The sequence below is a fragment of the Cronobacter dublinensis subsp. dublinensis LMG 23823 genome, assembly GCF_001277235.1.
Classification (GTDB): Bacteria; Pseudomonadota; Gammaproteobacteria; order Enterobacterales; family Enterobacteriaceae; genus Cronobacter; species Cronobacter dublinensis.
This window is the reverse complement of record NZ_CP012266.1, coordinates 3,423,452-3,443,743: the sequence shown is the minus strand read 5'-3', so window position 1 is coordinate 3,443,743 and position 20,292 is coordinate 3,423,452. Positions and strand designations below refer to the sequence as shown.

Here is a 20,292-nt window from a genome sequence, read left to right as displayed (position 1 = left end):
ATGCCCGACTGGTTAGCCGGGTATTTCGGCCAGCGTTATGAAGCCCTGTTTAATGGCCGCGACGGGCGTCGCCGTGCCAATACTTTTTTGCGCCAGACCATTGGCCAGAATGTATTGCCACGTCTGCGCAAAGTATCAGAGCGCTATCGTATGCGCGCAGATGAAAACGATCTGCCTTTCGGTAAGGCGCTGGCGCGTCTGCCTTCCCTTGACCGCCGGGAGGTCAAAGAGCTTTCTGCGAAGGTGGCCAGCTGGATGGCGCAGTCGTTTTATGAGTTCACCGACACACTCAAAGGCAAGCCCAAAGACGAAAAAGAAATGCGCCAGCGTACGTATGATGCATATATTCGGCTTTCTGACCTTGCCACATTCATTGGTTTTACAGCGCCCTACTGGGCCACTTTCAAGGCTGACAAGCTGACCACTCGCCAGGCGGAATGTGGTCTGCTGCGCATGATGGCCCCGGCGTGGTGGTACGCGAAGATTAAGCGCGCCCGCGACGTGCAGCGCGAACACATGGCAATTGCCGTGGGGCAGGTGCAGAAGGCGGCCAGTGCTTATGTGTCGCGCGGTGCGCTCAATGAATGGACGGAGCAAAAGCGACGCAACGCGGAGTTTTTTAAGAAGTTCGACCTGATGAATGAGGACGGCGATCGGGTTTCGCTGGCTGATAAGGTTTATGGCAGCGTGGCCAATCCTGCGATTCGTCGCTGCGAACTGATGGTGCGGATGCGCGGCTTTGAAGATATCGCAAGCGAAAAAGGCATGGTGGGCGATTTCTACACCATCACGGCACCGTCACGTTATCACTCTGTACACAGCAAGGGCGGCTTTGTGTCGCAATGGAATGGCTGTAATCCGCAGGACACCCAGCGTTACCTCTGCGGCGTATGGGCGAAGGCCCGCGCTGCGCTTTCCCGCGCTGGCATTCACGTTTTTGGCTTCCGTGTGGTTGAGCCGCACCATGACGGCACACCACACTGGCACATGCTGCTTTTCATGCGCCCGCAGGATGTTGATGCGGTGCGCGATATCATTTGCTATCACGCCCGCATCACCGACTCAGAAGAACTGAATACACCCGAAGCGCTTAAGGCGCGTTTTTTTGTTGAGCCTATCGATCCGGAAATAGGGTCAGCCACCGGCTACATCGCCAAATACATTTCAAAAAATATTGATGGCTTTGCCCTCGACGGTGAAAAAGACAGCGAAACCGGCGAGAGCCTGCGCGATATGGCTAAAGCTGTAAGTGCCTGGGCATCCCGCTGGCGTATCCGCCAGTTTCAGCAGATTGGCGGCGCGCCGGTGACGGTCTGGCGTGAGCTGCGCCGTTTGCGTGGTCAGCAACTGGCCGATCCGCATATGGATGCTGTTTTAGCTGCGGCGGATATCGCCAGCGACTGGGCATCGTATACGGAATTACAGGGTGGGCCACTGGTGGCGCGCCGCGATCTCGTTGTGCGTCTCGCATATGAAATTACCGAACAGGGCAACGAATACGGCGAGGATGTGCAGCGCGTTCAGGGCATCTATTCCCCGCATGTTCAGGGGTCGGAAGTCGCCACGCGCCTGGTGAAGTGGGCGATTGTGCCGAAGTTGGCCGAAGCGTCAGCGGAGGCTGGTTTTTCTGGCGGCGCAGCCGCCCCTTGGAGTTCTGTCAATAACTGTACGGGGGGGATCCGCCGACGATTAACGATAGAGCTACAAAATCGCGGTTTTGATGGCAGCGATTTGGAAATTGATGCGCTGTTAAGGGGCAGCAGTCTGGCGCTGGGGTCCGGAAAATCACTCATCTACCGAAAAGGGCGGTTGCAGGAACGGATGCCACAGCCCCAAAATGAAACCTGGCCTGGATGGTCATAGTCTGTTTTGTCAGTGGCAGGCTCTTAAAATGCATCTGCCGCCGGATATCATCTGGTTTAGTGCCGCCTCGAAAGGAGAAGATTAAGGATGAGTAAGCGTGAAGATATAGTGGATGGTAAGCTCAGCGCTAGTCTGAAATATGGACTTATCTATACGGAAGTTCTGGGCTGGATTGATTTAGGACATGCTCAGGGAAATGATATACGGAAGCTATTGGCGCAGTTCGAGGCAGGTGAAGCCTCAGGGCAAAAAGAATATGACGTAACCTATTCCCAATCGATGGTTGATCCCACCAGGACCAGGAAAATGGGGAAGTTTCTTAAGTGGACTATAAAAAGCGGTCGGACATATAACGAGCGGTTGAGTATCGCCCTTGCAATGATGATGGCTTTAGCGAAGAAGTTTGAAGGGCTTCAGGATTCTTTCATTATCAGTCTCTTTACTGATAGCGGTTTCAGTGGCGAGGATTTGGTTTCTGATTTGCTGGGGTTTTACCGCGTGGTATCCATAGAGAATCCTTTTGATTTGCTGCGGCCTGTCAGCAAAGAGGCTGCGTTAATGCGTTGGGATTATTATGGAAAAATAGGTGACTGGAAAAACAAAGGCTTCACCCCGTGGCTTTTCCCTGATCCAGAGAGGTTTCGTAACGCTAAACCCCACAAAGGGTATCTCCCCAGCTTCATGCGTACCATTATGCCGTGGAATGATTTCCGCTCAGGTATTGTTAAAATCAATACTATGAACGGTAATTACATGGATAAAGCAAAAGGGGGCAGTCTGCCTTATGCATAAAAAGACCAAAATCCTTCTAAGCCTGGTAGTGCTGTTATGTGGCTTTATCATTTACGCAATTCCGTTTATAAAAATGGAGTTCGCAGAGAGTGCTCATTACACAGAAAAGGACTCTCGCGAATACAGCTTCTATACGCCCGAAATTTTGCAGGAAATGCCACGGATTTCCGAGAAATATGAATTCATTTTCATGAATGTTACCGGGCCCGCCGCTCATGTAAATGTGGTTAAGTTTTATGGCACTATGGATACTACGAAGGTTGATGAATACCTGTTAAACAAAGGGTTTGAGAAGCAAGACAAGTGCGATATCAAAGCGACTTGTTGGCATGGCAGCGATCCTCAAGAAACCATATATGTTAACAGCCCCCCAGGCGAAAACATGGTTATCGTTCAGGTAGTAAACGATTTTTCGTAACGAGTATTTTTCAGTAATAAATATACAAAAAGCCGCAATTTTGCGGTTTTTTTGTGCATCTGATGGTTCAAGACTTAAGCAAGCTGCGGTGAAGTTAGTCGGCCAAAGCTCTTGTAAATACAGAGATAGTTTCAAAACGAAATCATTGTTTACAGGTGTTTTTAAGGTAATATACTGTTTATATGTACAGTGTTTTATGGAAGGGAGGGGCCGTGCGGGATCTGTTGTTAGAAACTGTGGAATTACAGCGCATCATCTTGTTTACGAAGTTAGTAGCGAGCGGTGATTGTACACATAGTGAGAAAGAGCTGGCGTTACAGTGGCTGGGCGAAATGACCGGTTCGCTGGAAAGAAACCTTGATAAGTACCGTTTAGATAAAGAAAACCCCCAGGAAAGGGGGTCTTATAACTCACACAGCAGGCGCGGCTTTCAGTAAGTCCAGCGCCATTTGTTTTTGATCCGGCGACAGAGCGCTTAAGATCTTTTGCACCATCGCGTCGCCGGTTTTCGCGCTTGGGCTGAGGGTGTGTGAGAACGTCAGATTCATTACGAAAGTATGGCCACACTCCACGTCAGCACAGGCGCAGTAAATATCTGATATCTGCCGGTGCTTCCGGTTAGTTTTACGAATAACAGCCTTAGAGCCGCACTCCGGGCATTCGATTTTTAAAACGCGCATATTCCATGCTCCAGCTGCCAAAATATGCCTGGATTTTAACCTTTTTTGCATCATCATGCACCTTCCCGGCCCGCTTCCAGGTAGCTTAAATCAAAATTTAGCTGAAGGCGTTCCGGCACCTCCGGATCGGTATTTACCGCCTGCATGAACCGGCGCTGAATGGGGGCCACCTCGTTCTTTTTATACGTTCTCTCTGCTTTCTCAACGTCGCCCAGACCGGCAGCATTTTCCGGGATGATACCGGCGAGCCCTGCCGGGAACCGGTGGGCGTTCAGCACGTCCTGCGCACTGATGTTTTTCACGCTGGCAAACTCGTCCTTTGCGGAAATATCCCCCATCTGAATAAACTGCACGCCTTCTTTATCGCCGCCCGGAATGTTCACCAGTATGGTTGAAAAGTTGCCAATGCCTTTGCTGTCACGTAGCTGGCGTTCGATTTCTTCTTCCATCTCATCGGTCAGGCTCGGATCGCGCGTGTAGAGAATGCCGCCGGTATGCGCGCCGTTGTGGTAATAGCGGCGGCGAAAAATCACCGCCTCACTATTCAAGAGGGCGGAGTGAATGCCGCCGATGTAATCCGGCAGGCCATAGATGTGCTGCTGCGGGTCATACATCTTGATGAAAATGATGTCGTCCCGCGGGTAAACAATTGGCTCGCCATCCTGTAGCACGACAAATTCACCGGTTTTGCGGCGGCGGGTGTAGAGCCCCGGCAGCGGTGCCAGGCCGATCACGTCACCCCAGCCGTTGCGCACCTTCAGGATGGCCACGTCGCCGAACGTCAGAAAATCAAAGGCGCCAGCCTCCATCTCATCGCGCGACAGACCGCCGCCCTGATAATCAGCCAGAACCATGTTTTTGCGTGCATGAATGATGCCGCCGTGCTGGCCGTTCAGGTTAATAAGCTGCGCCAGCGCCAGCCGGTCAATCGGCAGCGTGTAGTGTTCGGCGTCATTGTCATACCACACATCGCGATAATCTGTGCCGGTGGTCAGTACGGGTTCGGGTTTGCCGAAGCGCAGAATGCTCATGCTGCGCGCCGGTTTGCTGCTGTCCTGGCGCTTTGCGGCGCGGAATTTCTTCTTACTCATGCGGATTGTCTGAGCCTCCAACGCGATTTTGGTCGGTTTTCATAGTTAAGGGGTTCGTTATGCAGGGCGTGCGCGATGGCCCAGAACGCCTCGGCGTGTCCGGTGTCCGTGCTGCGATCTGCGACAAAGGTCATGGCGCCACCGGCCTGCGTGGTGGTGCGGCGGATGGCCATAAAGCTGGCCGGAATTTCTTTCAGCTCCTTATCCCACTCAATGCGCTGGCTTTCCACCACGTCAGCGGCCTTGAGTACCAGCTGATTTTTGGTGTTGCGGTCATAGCGGATTGGCACGGCGACGCGCAGCGCAAAATGCTGAATGTTGTCGAACACGCCCTGACCAATGCCGGTTACATCAACGCCCAGATAGGTGAAGTTGTATTTTTTGAAAAGCTGCTCAATCTGCTTGGCCTGCCAGCGGAAATTCATTCCTTTCCAGTTGAACACCCGCAGGACGCGGAATTTCTCACCTGCAAACAGCGGCGGGGCGACAATCACAAAGCAGGAAAAATCACCGCTGCGGGCCGGGTCAAAGCCGCCCCATACTTCCCTGTCACCAAAGGGGCGCATCGCGTCGGGTTTATGATCCTGCCAGGTCTCGGTTTCCACCGCGCAGGCTTCCAGGTCGCCATAGCTGAAAACGGAATCCTTACTGTCCACGAAAACGCACATGTAGAGCATGTTGAACGTGGTCGGGTTGTAGCGGTTACGCAGCTTGTCGATGTTGGCCAGGTTGAAGCCGCCCGCAATGGCATCTTCCATCGTAATGACGTAACGCCACTGGCCATCTGGGCAAAGGCGGCCGCCATCGCGCATCTCATCAAATGATGGAAACTGAACGGCGGCGCGTTTCTTGCTGCCCTGTTTCCATTCCTCACCCGTCCAGAACGGATACGCCTGGTGTGTTTTGGCGGAAGGCGTGGAAAAGTAGGTGGTGCGCCATTTGTCATGGGTGGCCATCGCAGAAGCGACTTCATTAAGCCGCGCGAAGTTAGGCACCCAGAAATATTCGTCACAATACAAATGACCACTGTATGACTGTGCGGTGTTTTTGTTGGTGGACAGAAAGCGCAGCTCGGCGCCGTTGCTTAATCGGATCGGGTTGCCGGTGAGCGTGACGCCGAAATACTGCTCCGCGATGTTGACGATATAGGAGCGGAAAACCTCTGCCTGGGCTTTTGACGCGGAAAGGAAAATCTGCGGATCGCCCGTCAGCACGGCGTTTTCAAACGCCTCAAACGCAAAGTACCAGGTGGCACCAATCTGGCGGCTTTTAAGGATGTTGCGCACCTGCTGGCCAATGTTGGCGCGCAGGTGTTTCTGATACCCGAAAAGGTGTTCATCCGCCCAGGCGTTAAAGTCGTCCTCTGACAGCCCGGAAATGTCATTCTTTTTGTATTTGCGTTTGCGCTTTGGCTGGTCGTCGTCGCTCTCGTCTGCGGTCGCAGCTGCACGCGCGACGCCCTGGCTGGTTGCCAGCTTCTCTTTATGCTTGTTGCTCTGCGCCCGCAGTTTAGTGGCGTGCGCGATCAGCATGTCCATCTCTTTTAAATCCAGGTCGGTTTTGTTATCCCGCCCGGCAAGCAGCTGATAGCGGCGCTCAATCGCATCCTCTGTGCTTTCCATGCTGAGTAAATCCGCCCAGCTGTATTTTTCCGCCCAGTAGTAAACGATCCGCGCATTCGGCAGATTTAATTCTGATGCTATTTCTTTTGGCGTATAGCGGCGCAGGTAAAGCGAGCGTACAACGCCTTTTAATTCGTCTGAGTATTTAGCCATAGCCTTTATTATGCCTGCGCCTTTTTTATAAAACGGTGCCGTCAGTTCGTACTTATTCGGGAAAGGCGTTATATCCGAACTGATAAGAATAAAGCGGCGTGCGGCGTCGGGTTTATTTCGTAATAATTCATTCTGCAACATGATGGCAGGCAATCAGGGGGGATATGTCGCAATCGCATTTACGCACTGACTGGCTTTGCATCGCAACGGAAGGAGATACGGTTGATGGCCGGGAATTAAAAAGGCAGTGGCTGGTTGATGCTGCTGAAACTTATAACCGGCAGTGGTACGGTGCATTAATCTGGCCCGAACACGAAAAGAACTGCGGAAACTTTGGTGAAGTGCTGGATGTAATGGGGGAGGAAGGGGAAGACGGGTTATATCGCCTTTATGCCCAGATACGGCCCAATGCTTACCTGCTCGAAGCGAACCGCTATGACCAGCTTATCTATTTCTCTGTGGAACTGACGCCAGACGGCAACTTTCGCAATACGGGCCGTACCTATCTGGAAGGGCTGGCGGTGACTGACAGACCGGCCAGCGTGGGAACAACCCGGCTGCGCTTTAACAGGCGCAAGGTCAATAAAGCAGGTTATTACGGATGTGTAATTACCCGCGACGGTAAATTTATTCAGGAAAACGAAATGAAAAATAACTGGCAGTCTTATTTTGGTCTTAAACCGAAAACGAAAAACTTTGCTGAGGGCGATGAAACGGAAACCCCATCAGGCGACGATCAGCTTAATGTGCTGGCTAATGCCGTCAATGAACTGGAAGGCCGTGTGAGTGTGGTCGAAACCCAGTTGAAAGAATTGTCCGGCGATATGGACAAGGTGGCCGAAGTCATGGATACCGAAGATTTCGCGCGCCTGCGCGATAACCTCGGCACCATTCTGGCGAATTTTGGCAAGCTGGACGAAAAAATCACGAAGCTGCCGAAACGTAATTTCGGCCAGCAGGATAAGAAGCCGCGTTTTAACGTGCTTTAATTTCGCCTTCGTTCCTGTAACCGGGAATTAATTTATATCGCGTTAACGCGAGGGAACATTATGCAACTTAATCAACGTGCGCGTGATCTCATTGGCGCATATTCGGCGGCACTCTGCCAGGGCTATAACGTCCAGCAGACCGACCGTTATTTCTCGCTGACTGACCCGAAAGAAACCGCGCTGCGCCTGGCGCTGCTGGAAGCGGTGGAATTTCTCAACATGATTACCTGCGCGGATGTCGATCAGCTGTCCGGCCAGGTGGTCAGCGTGGGTTCCTCGGCGCTGCATACCGGGCGTAAAGAAGGCGGTCGCTTCATGCGTAGCGTCGGTGTGGACGGTAACGACTATAAGCTGGTCGAAACCGATTCCTGCGCCGCGCTTAAGTGGGATTTGCTGTCCGTCTGGGCAAATGCCGGTAAAGAGGAAAACGAGTTTTTCAACCTCGTTCAGACCTTCTCTAACCAGGCGTTTGCGCTGGATATGCTGCGCATCGGTTTTAACGGTGATCGCGTGGAAAAAACAACCGATCCGGAGAAAAACCCGAACGGCGAGGATGTGAACATCGGCTGGCACAAGCTCATGAAAGGCTTTGAGGCCGGTAAGCAAATTATCACCGATGCCGTCACGCTGGATGACAAAGGGGATTACCGCTCGCTGGATGCGATGGCCTCCGACCTCATCAACACCAAAATACCGCAGCAGTACCGCAATGACCCGCGTCTGGTGGTGCTGGTCGGCGCTGACCTGGTGGCGGCTGAACAGTACCGCCTGTACCAGAGCGCAGACCGCCCCAGCGAGAAAATCGCCGCCCAGATGCTGGGCAGTACCATCGCGGGCCGTCCGGCCATCGTGCCGCCGTTTATGCCGGGCAAGCGCATGGTGGTAACGCCGCTGAGTAACCTGCACATCTACACCCAGCGCGGCACGCGCCAGCGTAAGGCTGAGTTTGTGGATGACCGTAAGCAGTTTGAAAACAAATACCTGCGCAACGAAGGTTACGCCGTTGAAGTGCCGGAGCTGTACGCGGCCATTGACGAAAACGCCGTGACCATCGGCCAGGTCACTGAGCCAGCGGAGGGCTAACCGATGGCACTTTCACCCGCACAGCGACACAGCCAGCGCATTGCGATGGAACAGCAGCTGCTGCGCCGCGAGGCCGTGGAGCGCGCTGAAAGCCTGCATTTGCAGATTCAGGCGCTGAATAACGACGTTGCCTACGTGCGCAGCCTGCCGACCATCGCAGACCGTGAAGCGTACAAGCGTGATGTGCTGCTGCCGAAATGGGTTCCGACTGTGGAATCGTATCTGTCCGGCGGCCAGGTGTATGCCAATCCGGTTTTTGCGTGGTGCGTGGTGTGGCTGTTTGATGCGGGCGATTTCGAAAAGGCGCTGGCTTGGGCAGATATCGCCATTGAACAGCAGCAGCCGACGCCTGAGGAAATCCGCAGCCACTTCCCGGCATTTGTGGCGGATACCGTCCTGAGCTGGGCGGAAGCCACGGCGGCAGCGGGTGAAAGTGTCGAACCCTATTTTTCGCAGACCTTTGAGAAGGTCACGCAGTGCTGGCGTCTGCATGAGCAAATCACGGCGAAATGGTTCAAGTTCGCCGGGCTGTTGATGCTGCGTGATGACGAAGGTCAGCCACGCGCCACGGCGCTGGATGATGTGGAGACGCTGGAAAAGGCCGATGCGCTGCTGGCGTCAGCAGAAAAGCTTTATAAGCGCGTCGGGGTGGGAACGATGCGTGCGCAGATTGGCGCGCGTATCCGCAGCCTGACGAAGTAACGACTACCGCAAGCCAGGCGGGCGCGGCTGAGGGCAAAACACACTGTGTAATGCGCCGTGGACGCCGGTCAGCCCGCCTTTTTATTCGGGGGATTCATGTTTAACGGCAGGCCGCTGGAATACCAGGATGCACCGCTGACCAATAACGGCTTCTGGCCGGATCTGAACCTGAAAGATTTTCAGGCACAGCGCGCACTACCGCCGGATATCGAGGCGGACACCATCGCGCAGGCGCTGATTGCCGCCGTGATGGAAGTCAATGCGGAGCTGGTCAGCGTGGAGGCCATGCACAGGGCGCAGGGCCATGCGTCGGCAGCGGATGTGCCGGGCGTGATGATGGCAGGCATTAACGGGCTCTGCGCGCAGTACACGAAAGCCGTATTTGCCCGCGCCAAAGCGGATTTGCTGGGCGAGTTTGCCACTATCGGGCGACGTGAAACCCATCCGGGGCAGGAAAGTGACGAAACCCGCGCCGGACTGCTGGCCGAAGCCTCGGTGGCCATCCGGCGCATGAAGGGGCTTAAACGGGCCACGGTGAAAAAAGTATGAAAACGCAGCTGGAATCACTGACCGATTTTTTCAGTGAAAACATCCCTGAGCGCGCCCGGCAGGGCTTTGACAGCGTGATCGATGAGATGCAGGTAGTGCCGGCGGCCAAAGAGATGGGCCTTGACCAGTACCGGCAGGCGCTGATCCGCTACAACGCTTTACTGAGCTGGGAGCGTTTCCCGTATCGCCTCTGCCCGCCGCAGCTGCTGGTTTCGCTGCTGGAAGCCTGGCTGGACGAGTACGGCAGCGAGCTGATGGAGCATATCGGGATTACCGATGCCGATCCGCAGTGGGATGTCACGGTGGAGGATGCGGAAACCGCCACGGTGGTGCTGACTGTGCCACTGGTGGAAGAACTGGTGATCCGCAGGGATGAGAAAGGCGCTATCCCGTTTCGCGGCGAGCGCTGGTCACTGGTTGATCCGGAAATCTGGACGGCGTTAAGCGCGCAGGTGTACGGGGTGGATGAAACCGGCGCACCGGTAGGGCAAGGATGATGTTTGTCGGCGGAGAGCTTAACAAAAAGCAGCTGGCCGATTTGCGCGGGGCGCTGGCCAGTCTGGAGCTGCCGCCCCGAAAGCGTCAGCGTCTGCTGTGGCGTCTTGCGAAATACGGGCTGATCGCCGCGGCAAAACGCAACGTGCGCAATCAGCAGTCACCGGATGGCCAGGCATGGCCGGGCCGTCAGACGAAGCGCAAAGGGAAGATGCTGCGCAACATGCCGAAGCTGCTGCATATCCGGGAAATGCCGGAAATCGACGCGGTGAGGGTTTATCTGGCGGGCGGCGGCTACCGCAACGGCAAAACACCGGTTTCTGCCGGTGCCGTGGCCTGGAGCCAGCAGAACGGCATGAAGATGCGCATCAACCGCAGCGCGCAGCCGCGCGAGGCGACGGCGGGAAAAATGGCCACCATCGCCCAGGCCAAAAAGCTGCGGGCGCTGGGGTATCAGGTGAAGCGCGGGAAGCGGATGAAAAAGCCCACCTACCGCGAGATTACCGAAACGATGCCTTATGCGCAGGCCGGTTTGCTGATCCGCAAACTGACCGGCAGGGCAGCAAAAACAAGCTGGACAATCGACCTTCCCGCGCGTGCCTTTCTCGGCATGAGCGACGAAGAATTTAACAAGGCGCTGGCGCGCCAGCTGCAAGCCATCGGCTTTGGCTGGGATGTGAATGCGCAGGATATCAGGGGGAGAGTATGACCTGGCCAAGTGTGGACGTGAACCAGGTAAACCAGCTACAGGGCGAAACCAGTGAGGTGGAGCGCGTGGTCTTGTTTACCGGCACGGCTAAAACCAATACCGGCAAAACGCTGGCCGTCACCGCGCAGACGGATTTTGATGCGCTGCTGGGTGCCGCCGACAGCCCGCTTAAGCGTGATTTGAAGGCGGCGCAGGCGAACGCGGGCCAGAACTGGTGGGCGTTTGTGCATCCGCTGGCTGCGGATGCCGGGGCGGATGCGTGGGTAAATGCCGTACTGGCCGCGCAGGTGTCGTGTTCCGTGGAAGGCGTGGTGCTTTCGGATGATGTGTCCGACAAATCCGTGATTAACCAGGCCGCCACGCTGCGATCGACGCTGATTGCAAAATATGGCCGCTGGGTATGGTTTGCCCTGGCCGTGCAGGGAATGCAGCCCGACGAAGGGCAGGCGGATTACCTCAAGCGCCTTTCTGAGCTACAGGCCGGGATTGCCGAAAAGGCGGTGCAGCTGGTTCCCCGCCTCTGGGGTAACGAGCCGGGCGTGCTGGCCGGGCGGCTGTGTAACCGTGCCGTGACCATTGCCGACAGCCCGGCGCGCGTGAAAACCGGCGCGCTGCTGAATACTGGCAGCGATGAAATGCCGGTGGACGGCACCGGCGCGGTGCTGGAGCTGGCGACGCTGCGCGCGCTGGAGTCGCAGCGCTACAGCGTGCCGATGTGGTATCCCGATTATGACGGCATCTACTGGGCAGACGGGCGCACGCTGGATGTGGAAGGCGGTGATTATCAGTCTATCGAAACGCTGCGCATCGCGGATAAAGCGGCCCGCCGTGTGCGTCTGCTGGCCATCGGCAAGATTGCGGATCGCTCGCTGAACAGTACGCCGGGCAGTATTGCGGCGCATCAGTCGCTGTTTGCCAGGCCGCTGCGCGAAATGTCAAAGGCCGCTGAAATCAACGGCGTGACGTTTCCCGGTGAAGTGAAGCCGCCGCAGGATGGCGACGTGTCCATCGTCTGGAAAACCAAAAAGCAGGTGGAAATTTATATCGTGGTGCGCACGTATGAAGTGCCGCTGCAAATTTCGATTAGCCTGGTGCTTGATCAGAGTCTGGAGGCCAGCGCATGAGTAAGCGTATTTCCGGTATGTCTTTTGATTTTTACATCGACGGCACGCTTGTCCATGCCGAAAAAATCACGCTCGACATTACCGACAACACCACGGCAGTACAGACGCGGGGCGTGCCGGATGGTTTCGTGGATGGCGATGTGTCTGCCGAAGGCGAAATTGAGTTCAGCATCAAGGCGCTGGCCGTGCTCAAGGGGCTGGCCCAGCGTTATGGCTCCTGGCGCGGTATCCCGCCGGTGGATTACCTCTTTTACGCGAAAGCGGGCGATGAGGAATCAAAGGTGGAGGCGTTCGGCTGCAAGATGAACCTGAGCAGCATTCTGGACATCGATCCGAAGGGCGGCGCGCTGTCCACGCGTAAGGTGAAATACCAGGTCACCGATCCGCGCTTTATTAATATTGACGGCGTTCCGTATCTGGAACCGGAAGCCACTGAAAACCTCATCGGGTAAGGGAAGGGAATGCAGGAATACGAAAAGGGCTTCTGGGCGCTGCTTATCATGGGCGGGCTTATCGCCCTCGGCAAGATGCTGACCAGTAACGAGCCGATCACGGTTCGCCTGGTGCTGGGCCGGGTGATTGTCGGCAGCGCGCTGTCACTGATGGCGGGCGTGGTGCTCTATCTGGTGCCGGATATTCACCCGCTGGCGCTGATTGGGTTTGGTTCGGCGCTGGGTATCCTGGGCTTAAGCGGCGTGGAAGCCTGGCTGCGAAAAAAGGGTATCAGCGGTTTATTCAGCAAGGGAGGCAATTAAGTGACCTTAAGCGAAAAGCAGCAGCTGTTCACCGTGATGGTGGCAAATCTCATCCACTGGACCGAAGAAAAGGGCTATCGCCTGACTTTTGGCGAAGCGTACCGCACGCCTGAGCAGGCGGCGCTGAATGCGAAGAAGGGCAGCGGCATCAGCAACAGCCTGCATACCCAGCGCCTGGCCGTGGATTTTAACCTGTTCATTAACGGTCAATACGTCACGCGCACCGAGGACTATCTGCCGCTGGGTGAATACTGGGAATCGCTGGGCGGCAGCTGGGGCGGGCGTTTTAAAACCAACCCGGACGGCAATCATTTCAGCCTTGAACATAACGGGGTGCGCTGATGAGCCGCGCCGCGCTGGCGGTGATGGTTGCCCTGGTGCTGGCGTTTGCCGGGGGCTGGAAGGCCGCAGGCTGGCAGCGTGACAGCATCGACCTGGCCATCCAGCGCACCGCAGCGGCCACCGGCAAACAGGTGCAGGATGCGGCCAGCAATTCGGGCCGGGCGCTGGAGGAAAAACTGGAGGCTTTACGCAATGCGCCACCGCGTGAAATCCGCACGGAGCTGGTTAAGCCGGTGTTTACCAGTCGCTGTCTGTCTGATGAGTTTGTCAGCATGTACAACGACGCCACCGCCAGTACCGAGCGTGCGTTATCAGGAAAACCTGAAAACTAAATGCAGCACGCAGCTGCCGCGCCTGACCGGCATAACCGGCAGGGATGCGGCGGAATTATTAACCCTTTATCTGGAGCTGTACGGGCAGTGCGCCGCACGCCATAACCAGCTTGTTGACGAAATTAACCAAAGAGAGACGTTATTAAATGGAAAAAATTAAACTTGTCGTGGCCGGTACTGAAATTACTTTTGAACCGAACCAGACCGCCTATAACAAATTCATCAACGAAATGTCGATGGATAATAAAGTCGCCCCGGCGAATAACTATCTGAACCGTATTGTTGCGGCAGAAAGCAAAGAGGCGCTGGCCGAAATTATTAAGCGTCCGGGCGCGGCTTTGCAGCTGGTCGGGAAAATTAACGAGCTGTACGCGCCTGAACTGGAAATTGAAGTAAAAAACTAACAAAGCGAGTCCAGTCGATTGAGCAAAATGGACTCGACCAGTATTTAATTTTACGCCGCCATTATCTGCCGACCGGGCAGGATAATATTGATGATATTGCCGCCGCTATCTGGCTGGATAACCGCTACTGGGAAAATATGTCCGTGGCGGTAGCCAATGGCGTGGGCATCGCTTTTAAAGGCTCTGAATGAAACAGCTGGATTTTACATTAAGCCTTATCGACAAATTAACGCGCCCGTTAAAGCAGGCGCAGAATTCTGTCACGGGCTTTGCGGATAAATCAAAAGAGGCTTTTAAGCGTATCGGCGGCGGCGCGCTGGCCATGTGGGGGGTGGCGGAAACGGTAAAAGGGGCGCTGGGCCCGGCTATCGAAATGTACGACGCCCTCAACGAAGCCTCGGCGCGCGGTGTGGACAGTACGGCACTGCAAACCGTTCAGCGTGATGCGATGCGCTTTTCCATGACCTACGGGGCCAGCGCCGTGGAGTTTGTCAACTCCACCGCTGAAATCAGCGGCGCGATTGACGGGCTGACCAGCACGGATCTGCCGCAGGTGACGAAGGTTGCTAACACGCTGGCTTTTGCGCTGAAAGCCACGTCTGCGGATACGGCGGAATTTATGGGGCAGATGTTCGCCAACTTTCGCAGCGATGCGCAGCGCCTCGGTAACGTGCAGTTTGCCGAACAGCTGGCCGGGAAAATGGCTTACATACGCCAGACGTTTGGCGTGGAAATGGGGGCCATCAAAGACCTGATGGAAGGCGCGCGCGGCGTCGGCACTAACTTCAACATTGGCCTCGATGAGCAGCTGGCCGTGCTGGGCCAGCTTAACCGCACGCTGGGCAGTGAGGCGAGCAGCGCTTATGAAGGCTTTATGACCGGCGCGATCGACGGGGCCAAAAAGCTGGGCCTGTCCTTTACGGATATGCAGGGCAACATCCTGTCCATGCCGGAAATGCTGATGAAGTTGCAGGGCAAGTACGGCAAGAGCCTGGAAGGGAACCTGAAAGCCCAGGCGGAGCTTGATGAGGCGTTCGGTGACAGTTCGGCAGTGGTCAAACAGCTTTACGGCAACGTCGCGCTGTTGCAGCGCAATATTAACGAGCTGGGCGGCGCGGACGGGCTCAAGCGCACGCAGGAAATGGCTGCGAAGATGGTTAAGCCGTGGGATCGCTTTGTGCAAATCCTAAAGGCCATCCAGACCGTCATCGGGTTAACCCTTGTGCCGGTGCTCTATCCGGTGCTGAACCGCCTGGCGGATATGGGGCAGACCTTTGCGCGTTGGATGCAGATTTTCCCCAATATTGCGCGCGTGGTGGGTTATGCCGCGCTGGCCATTCTGGGATTTGCGGCGGCGGGCGCCTCGGCAAACATCATTCTGGGCCTGTCCTCGTTCATTCTGACGGGATTAAAGGCGCTGTGGTATGCCGTCACGCTGCCGGTGCGTCTGTTCACCGGCGCGGTGTGGCTCGCCAGGAGCGCGATTGTGGCCTGGAACGCCATGCTTGGCGTGCTGCGCGGCGTACTGCTGGCCGTGCGCATCGCGGCGGTGCTGGCCGGTGTGGGTATTAACTTCATGAGCTGGCCGGTATTACTCATTATCGGCGCCATCGCGCTGCTGGTCGCGGGCTGCTGGTTACTGGTCAAACACTGGGATGCCATCAAAGCGGCGGTAATGGACACCGCAGCCTTTCAGACGGTGGTTGCTGCCGTTAAATGGGTGGCGGATATGTTCGGGAAAGCCTGGCAGTTTATTGCTGAGGGATGGGAGGCGTTCACAAAACTGTTAAGCGGTTTCTCGCCTGCGGCGGCGCTGGCTGACATGGCCAGCGGTATCGTGAATGTGTTCAGCAATATCTGGTCAACGATTACAGAGAGCTTTTCCAAAGCGTGGAAGTGGATTGTTGACAAGCTGAATAACATTCCCGGCGTGAATATTCCTGTAACCGCTGAAATTAAACAGGTGGACGCTTTAACCGGTGCCGGTGCGGTGCCTAAAAACAGCGCATTTATTTATTCGGGAGCTGCTGCGGCACCGGTGAAAACTGATGCGGCACCGTTAACGGCTAATACGCTTTCAACCGGCGGGCAGGTTAAAAATCTGGATAAAGGCGGCATCAGCAAAACGATAAATAACAACGGCAGAACGGTGACGGATAACAGCCGGAAAATTAACACGGTAAATATTTATCCGAAAGAAACGCTTTCGCCGGGGCAATTAATGGAATGGCAGGAACTGGGCTGATGAGTGATTTATATATCGATTTATTAATTGAGGGGCGCAATTTTACCCTGAATCCCGGTAATGAGCCGGTGCTGTGTAATAACAGCCAGAGCATCGGGCAGGACATTGTTCACGCCATTCTTGAAAGCGGGCTGGCCACGGAACTGGTTGCGGAGCGCAGCCCCACATTGCGCGCCGATATCCTTACCCGCCTTGAGCTGCTGATAGAAAGCGATGAGCGTATTGAGCCCGGCACGGTGCTGGTTAACGAGGAAAACCAGACGCGGCTGTGGATCACTGCCGGTACATGGGATTTCGGGCCGGTATCCGTGAGGGCTGACTTATGACCGAAAAACCGCAGGTGGATTTTGAAGAAGTGGTGAAAGCCAGCGGAATGCCCGTAACAAAAGAGGCGCTGCGCGAGCGTTTCAACGGGATTGTGCAGGAAGAAGGGCTGATCACGAACACGTCGAACATGTCACCGTTCTGGCGGCTTATCACCGCGATTGTGACCACGCCGGTGCTGTGGCTTAAGGATGTGCTGGTCGGCACGGTGCTGGCCAATATGTTTGTGGCCACGGCGTCCGGGCAGATGCTGCGCCTGCTGGCGTGGGCGGTGAACGTCACGGCAAAACCCGCCACGGCGGCGCAGGGCGTGATCCGCTTTTATAAGGCTGACGCCGGGGCCGTGGTGACGGTAAAAGCAGGAACGCTTATCCAGACGGAAAGGATTAACGGCACCGTGTACGAGCTGGCCACCACGGCAGATTTTACCATCCCCAACGGTGTGGCCAGCGCACTGATCCCGGTTCAGGCCACGGCCACCGGCGGCGCGTATAACCTCGCGCCGGGGTATTACCGCATCCTGCCGGTTGCCGTGGATGGTATCAGCCATGCCGTGAACGAAGCCGACTGGCTGACAGTGCCGGGCGCTGATGAGGAAAGCGACGACGAGCTGCGCGAGCGCTGCCGTAACCAGTTTAACCTGGTGGGCAATTACCACACGGATGCGGTTTACCGCTCCATGATTGCCAGCGTGGCCGGGCTGAGTATTGACCGTATTTTCTTTGAGCATGAGGCACCGCGCGGGCCGGGAACGGCAAACGCCTATCTGTTGCTGGATACGGGTGTGACCTCCGATCCGTTTATCGAGGCGGTCAACGACTACATCACCACGCAGGGCTATCACGGCCACGGCGACGATATGCAGTGTTTTGCCATGCCGGAAACCCGGCACGTCCTGGCGGTGACGCTGTATGTCAGAAATCTGGCCAACCTGACCGACGAGGAACAGAGCGTGCTGCGCACCGGGGCCGAAAACCTGATCCGCTGCGCTTTTCGGGAGAACAATGAATTTGACGTGAAGAAAACATGGCCATTTTCGCGTTTCTCGTTTTCCAACCTGGGGCGCGAGCTGCATCGCCAGTTTGCCGCGATTGATTCGCTGGCCTTTTCGCTGACCGATATCGTCAGCGGGCTGAACGTGCCGCGCCTCGATACGCTGACCGTGAGGCTTATGAATGCCTGACTTTATGAAAAAACTGGCCGGGCTGCGCCTGCCTTTCTGGATGAGCGAGGGCGAACCCGCCACGCTGCTGCGTGCTGCGCGGCGATTCTGGACGCTGGTTTATGGGTGGGTGACGTGGCCGGTGAGTCAGTTTGATCCGCTGACCTGCGCCGAACCGCTGTTAAACCTGCTGGCTTATGACCGCGACGTGACGCGCTTTGATGGTGAGCCGCTGGCGCTGTTTCGCAAGCGCGTGGCGTATGCCTTCGTGAACGCCCGCGATGCCGGTTCGGTTGAGGGGTTTATTAATATTTTTGAGCGGCTCGGCATCGGTTATGTGGAGCTACAGGAGCGCCAGCCGGGCATCGACTGGGATGTGATTCTGGTACGTGTCACGGATGGCCAGATTGCGGATAACACGCAACTGATGATCCAGATTATCCGCCAGTACGGGCGCACCTGCCGCCGCTATCAGTTTGAAGTCATTACTTCGGAAAGTCTGGCCATCCGGGCCGGATGGGATCAGGGCGAATACGTGGTTTATCCGGCGCAGCTGAATGGCGCCGGGGCCGCAGGCGCAACATTCAGCGCGACGTTATAGGGAGTTTTATGTCACAGACAGTAATCACACTGGCCTTTGAGCAGTGGAAAGCGAAGCAGGGCGTGACGGGTGAAGCCATCCTGCTGGATGAATTTGTGTTTGCAAACGTGCCGGGGCTTAACCCTGATGCGCCGATCAGCCGCAGTGAAACGCTGCCACCGGCGGCGCAGATTGTTCACCGGCAGGCGGTCAGCCGCAAGGGTGTGGTGAATGAAAATGCCGTGGTGCATTCCGTGGTACTGGGCGCGGATGTGGGCGATTTCTCGTTTAACTGGATTGGCCTGATGAACAAGGCCAGCGGCACGCTGGCAATGATTGTTCATGCGCCGGTGCAGCAGAAGCTGAAAACGAAAGCGGGCCAGCAGGGCAACGTGCTCACGCGCTCTTTTCTGATGGAGTACAACGGCGCGCAGGCCGAAACGGGCATTAACACCCCGGCGGAAACCTGGCAGATTGATTTTACCGCGCGCCTGGCCGGGATGGATGAGCGCCAGCGCCTGGAAAACATCGACGTATTCGGCGCGGCGGCGTTTATGGGCGATGGCTGGCTTGTCGGCAAAACCGGTACACAGTATTTCGTGACGCCTGGCACCGGTTATGTGCAGGGGCTGCGCGCGCAGCTGGCTGCCAGCCAGAACATCACAGTGACCACGAAGCCGGTTAAGGTCTGGCTTGATGTGAGCTGGGAAGGTTCGCTGGTCAGTGCCTGGCAGGTAAAAAGCAAAGTGACCGTGGCGGCAAATCTTGCCGATTACGTGCAGAACGGGGTGCAGCATTACGTGTTTGCGCTGGCCAGTATTGATGCAAGTGGCGTGATTACTGACCTGCGCCCGAAAGGTTCGCTTGCGGGGCAGGATGCCAGCGATGCCATGAAAAAACATGAGCAGTCGCGTAACCATCCTGATGCGACGTTAAACGCGAAGGGCTTCACGCAACTGAGTAGCGCGCTGGACAGTGAAGCGGAAGATAAAGCCGCCACGCCGAAAGCGGTTAAGGCCGCGAATGACAACGCCAGTGGCCGCGTGCCGTCCGGACGCAAGGTTAACGGTCGCGCCCTGAGCGAAGATATCAGCATCACCGCGCAGGATATTTTTAACGGGCAGTCGGTAAGCATCGGCAGTGCGGCAGACCTGAACGCATACACCGTGCCGGGGCTGTATTACCAGCTTGCTAATTCGCAGGCGGCTAACGGAAAGAATTACCCGGAGCCGGTCGCGGGTTCGCTTGAGGTCTATAAGCACGCCGGTATTACGCAGATTTACCGTATTTACAACAATTCCCGTGCGTACATCCGCACGGCGTTTAACGGTACCTGGTCAGCCTGGGCGCAGCAGTACGACGAAGCCAACAGGCCCACGGCGGCGGATGTGGGTGCCCTGCCGGCGGGTGGTACTGCCGTTGCGGCCAGCAGGCTGGCCACCGCGCGCAAAATTGCCGGTGTGGCGTTTGACGGTACGGCAGATATCGCCATCCCTGCCGCGAACGTGGGGGCATATACCAAAGCAGAGGGTGACGCGCGCTACCAGCCCAAAGGCAGTTACACCCCGGCGGGGCAGGCTTACACGAAAGCGGAATCTGATGCGCGCTTTCAGAAAATCAACACCGCCTCACTTGGGGCGAACGGGTGGTTCAGGGATACCAATACGGGGATGCTTATCCAGTATGGCAAGGTCACCGTAATGACCAGCGGGCAGGGCGTCACGTTCCCGGTGGCATTCAGTATTGTTCCGTCGCTGTCTCTGAACGTTAACAGCGGCAGTTATGGCGATGTGGGGGCGTCGAGCACATCCACCACAGGGTTTGTGATTGTCGCTTCGCAGCGTAATACCGTGGGCTGGATGGCTATAGGACGATGAG

The 20,292-nt window shown here is 56.1% G+C and carries 25 protein-coding genes; 22 read left to right on the top strand and 3 right to left on the bottom strand.

The window, feature by feature from the left end; genetic code table 11:
- The 3 genes from AFK67_RS15795 to AFK67_RS15785 all read left to right on the top strand — a co-directional run bounded on the left by AFK67_RS15795 (position 1) and on the right by AFK67_RS15785 (position 3,073).
- A complete protein-coding gene (locus tag AFK67_RS15795; protein ID WP_007710851.1) occupies positions 1 to 1,863 on the top strand; it encodes a replication endonuclease in 1,863 nt (620 codons plus the stop codon).
- An 87-nt stretch (positions 1,864 to 1,950) separates the two neighbouring features.
- On the top strand, positions 1,951 to 2,655 hold the full coding sequence (locus AFK67_RS15790) for a hypothetical protein (protein WP_032991145.1): 705 nt from the start codon (positions 1,951 to 1,953) through the stop codon (positions 2,653 to 2,655).
- Positions 2,648 to 3,073 (top strand): hypothetical protein, encoded by a 426-nt coding sequence (locus AFK67_RS15785; RefSeq protein WP_032966276.1) that lies wholly within the window; start codon positions 2,648 to 2,650, stop codon positions 3,071 to 3,073. The genes AFK67_RS15790 and AFK67_RS15785 overlap by 8 nt, the downstream gene beginning before the upstream one ends.
- Positions 3,074 to 3,483: 410 nt before the next feature.
- Here AFK67_RS15785 and AFK67_RS15780 read toward each other — a convergent pair whose 3' ends face one another.
- The 3 genes from AFK67_RS15780 to AFK67_RS15770 are packed head-to-tail and all read right to left on the bottom strand — an operon-like array spanning position 3,484 to position 6,619.
- Positions 3,484 to 3,807 (bottom strand): Ogr/Delta-like zinc finger protein, encoded by a 324-nt coding sequence (locus AFK67_RS15780; RefSeq protein WP_007751594.1) that lies wholly within the window; start codon positions 3,805 to 3,807, stop codon positions 3,484 to 3,486.
- Positions 3,807 to 4,844: a phage portal protein gene (locus tag AFK67_RS15775; protein WP_007710845.1), complete on the bottom strand. Its 1,038-nt coding sequence runs from the start codon at positions 4,842 to 4,844 to the stop codon at positions 3,807 to 3,809. The genes AFK67_RS15780 and AFK67_RS15775 overlap by 1 nt, the downstream gene beginning before the upstream one ends.
- Complete coding sequence (locus tag AFK67_RS15770) at positions 4,841 to 6,619, bottom strand: terminase large subunit domain-containing protein (RefSeq protein ID WP_032966284.1); 1,779 nt, start codon at positions 6,617 to 6,619, stop codon at positions 4,841 to 4,843. The genes AFK67_RS15775 and AFK67_RS15770 overlap by 4 nt, the downstream gene beginning before the upstream one ends.
- A gap of 164 nt (positions 6,620 to 6,783) precedes the next feature.
- Here AFK67_RS15770 and AFK67_RS15765 point away from each other — a divergent pair, with 164 nt between their 5' ends.
- From AFK67_RS15765 to AFK67_RS15685, 19 genes are all read left to right on the top strand, one after another.
- The gene (locus tag AFK67_RS15765; RefSeq protein WP_007710842.1) at positions 6,784 to 7,608 is read left to right on the top strand and encodes a GPO family capsid scaffolding protein; all 825 of its coding nucleotides are present in this window, start codon (positions 6,784 to 6,786) and stop codon (positions 7,606 to 7,608) included.
- 60 nt (positions 7,609 to 7,668) lie between these two features.
- Positions 7,669 to 8,691 carry a phage major capsid protein, P2 family gene (locus tag AFK67_RS15760; protein WP_007710841.1) on the top strand — a complete coding sequence of 341 codons (1,023 nt, stop codon included), beginning with the start codon at positions 7,669 to 7,671 and terminating at the stop codon, positions 8,689 to 8,691.
- A gap of 3 nt (positions 8,692 to 8,694) precedes the next feature.
- Positions 8,695 to 9,393 (top strand): phage terminase small subunit, encoded by a 699-nt coding sequence (gpM, locus tag AFK67_RS15755; protein ID WP_007710839.1) that lies wholly within the window; start codon positions 8,695 to 8,697, stop codon positions 9,391 to 9,393.
- Between the two features lie 96 nt (positions 9,394 to 9,489).
- On the top strand, positions 9,490 to 9,942 hold the full coding sequence (locus AFK67_RS15750; protein ID WP_007710835.1) for a head completion/stabilization protein: 453 nt from the start codon (positions 9,490 to 9,492) through the stop codon (positions 9,940 to 9,942).
- Positions 9,939 to 10,439 carry a phage tail protein gene (locus AFK67_RS15745; protein ID WP_007710834.1) on the top strand — a complete coding sequence of 167 codons (501 nt, stop codon included), beginning with the start codon at positions 9,939 to 9,941 and terminating at the stop codon, positions 10,437 to 10,439. Before AFK67_RS15750 ends, AFK67_RS15745 begins: the two co-directional genes overlap by 4 nt.
- Complete coding sequence (locus AFK67_RS15740) at positions 10,439 to 11,146, top strand: hypothetical protein (RefSeq protein WP_032966272.1); 708 nt, start codon at positions 10,439 to 10,441, stop codon at positions 11,144 to 11,146. Before AFK67_RS15745 ends, AFK67_RS15740 begins: the two co-directional genes overlap by 1 nt.
- On the top strand, positions 11,143 to 12,270 hold the full coding sequence (locus AFK67_RS15735; protein WP_032966271.1) for a DUF2586 domain-containing protein: 1,128 nt from the start codon (positions 11,143 to 11,145) through the stop codon (positions 12,268 to 12,270). Before AFK67_RS15740 ends, AFK67_RS15735 begins: the two co-directional genes overlap by 4 nt.
- Complete coding sequence (locus AFK67_RS15730; protein WP_007710825.1) at positions 12,267 to 12,722, top strand: phage protein; 456 nt, start codon at positions 12,267 to 12,269, stop codon at positions 12,720 to 12,722. Before AFK67_RS15735 ends, AFK67_RS15730 begins: the two co-directional genes overlap by 4 nt.
- 9 nt (positions 12,723 to 12,731) lie before the next feature.
- On the top strand, positions 12,732 to 13,025 hold the full coding sequence (locus AFK67_RS15725; RefSeq protein ID WP_007710824.1) for a phage holin family protein: 294 nt from the start codon (positions 12,732 to 12,734) through the stop codon (positions 13,023 to 13,025).
- A complete protein-coding gene (locus AFK67_RS15720; protein WP_007710822.1) occupies positions 13,026 to 13,367 on the top strand; it encodes a M15 family metallopeptidase in 342 nt (113 codons plus the stop codon). It begins immediately after the preceding gene.
- Complete coding sequence (locus AFK67_RS15715) at positions 13,367 to 13,699, top strand: hypothetical protein (protein ID WP_007710820.1); 333 nt, start codon at positions 13,367 to 13,369, stop codon at positions 13,697 to 13,699. The genes AFK67_RS15720 and AFK67_RS15715 overlap by 1 nt, the downstream gene beginning before the upstream one ends.
- On the top strand, positions 13,671 to 13,859 hold the full coding sequence (locus tag AFK67_RS23475) for a hypothetical protein (RefSeq protein ID WP_007710812.1): 189 nt from the start codon (positions 13,671 to 13,673) through the stop codon (positions 13,857 to 13,859). The genes AFK67_RS15715 and AFK67_RS23475 overlap by 29 nt, the downstream gene beginning before the upstream one ends.
- The gene (locus AFK67_RS15710; protein WP_007710810.1) at positions 13,846 to 14,103 is read left to right on the top strand and encodes a putative phage tail assembly chaperone; all 258 of its coding nucleotides are present in this window, start codon (positions 13,846 to 13,848) and stop codon (positions 14,101 to 14,103) included. Before AFK67_RS23475 ends, AFK67_RS15710 begins: the two co-directional genes overlap by 14 nt.
- A gap of 17 nt (positions 14,104 to 14,120) precedes the next feature.
- Positions 14,121 to 14,294, top strand: a complete 174-nt coding sequence (locus tag AFK67_RS23680) for a DUF6890 family protein (RefSeq protein WP_373330296.1) — start codon at positions 14,121 to 14,123, stop codon at positions 14,292 to 14,294.
- A complete protein-coding gene (locus AFK67_RS15705) occupies positions 14,291 to 16,348 on the top strand; it encodes a phage tail tape measure protein (protein WP_007710805.1) in 2,058 nt (685 codons plus the stop codon). The genes AFK67_RS23680 and AFK67_RS15705 overlap by 4 nt, the downstream gene beginning before the upstream one ends.
- On the top strand, positions 16,348 to 16,674 hold the full coding sequence (locus AFK67_RS15700; RefSeq protein WP_007710803.1) for a DUF2590 family protein: 327 nt from the start codon (positions 16,348 to 16,350) through the stop codon (positions 16,672 to 16,674). Before AFK67_RS15705 ends, AFK67_RS15700 begins: the two co-directional genes overlap by 1 nt.
- Positions 16,671 to 17,855 carry a baseplate J/gp47 family protein gene (locus AFK67_RS15695; protein ID WP_007710801.1) on the top strand — a complete coding sequence of 395 codons (1,185 nt, stop codon included), beginning with the start codon at positions 16,671 to 16,673 and terminating at the stop codon, positions 17,853 to 17,855. Before AFK67_RS15700 ends, AFK67_RS15695 begins: the two co-directional genes overlap by 4 nt.
- Positions 17,848 to 18,435, top strand: a complete 588-nt coding sequence (locus AFK67_RS15690; RefSeq protein ID WP_007710799.1) for a phage tail protein — start codon at positions 17,848 to 17,850, stop codon at positions 18,433 to 18,435. Before AFK67_RS15695 ends, AFK67_RS15690 begins: the two co-directional genes overlap by 8 nt.
- An 8-nt stretch (positions 18,436 to 18,443) precedes the next feature.
- Positions 18,444 to 20,291: a phage tail-collar fiber domain-containing protein gene (locus AFK67_RS15685; protein WP_007710796.1), complete on the top strand. Its 1,848-nt coding sequence runs from the start codon at positions 18,444 to 18,446 to the stop codon at positions 20,289 to 20,291.
- Position 20,292: the final 1 nt, after the last annotated feature.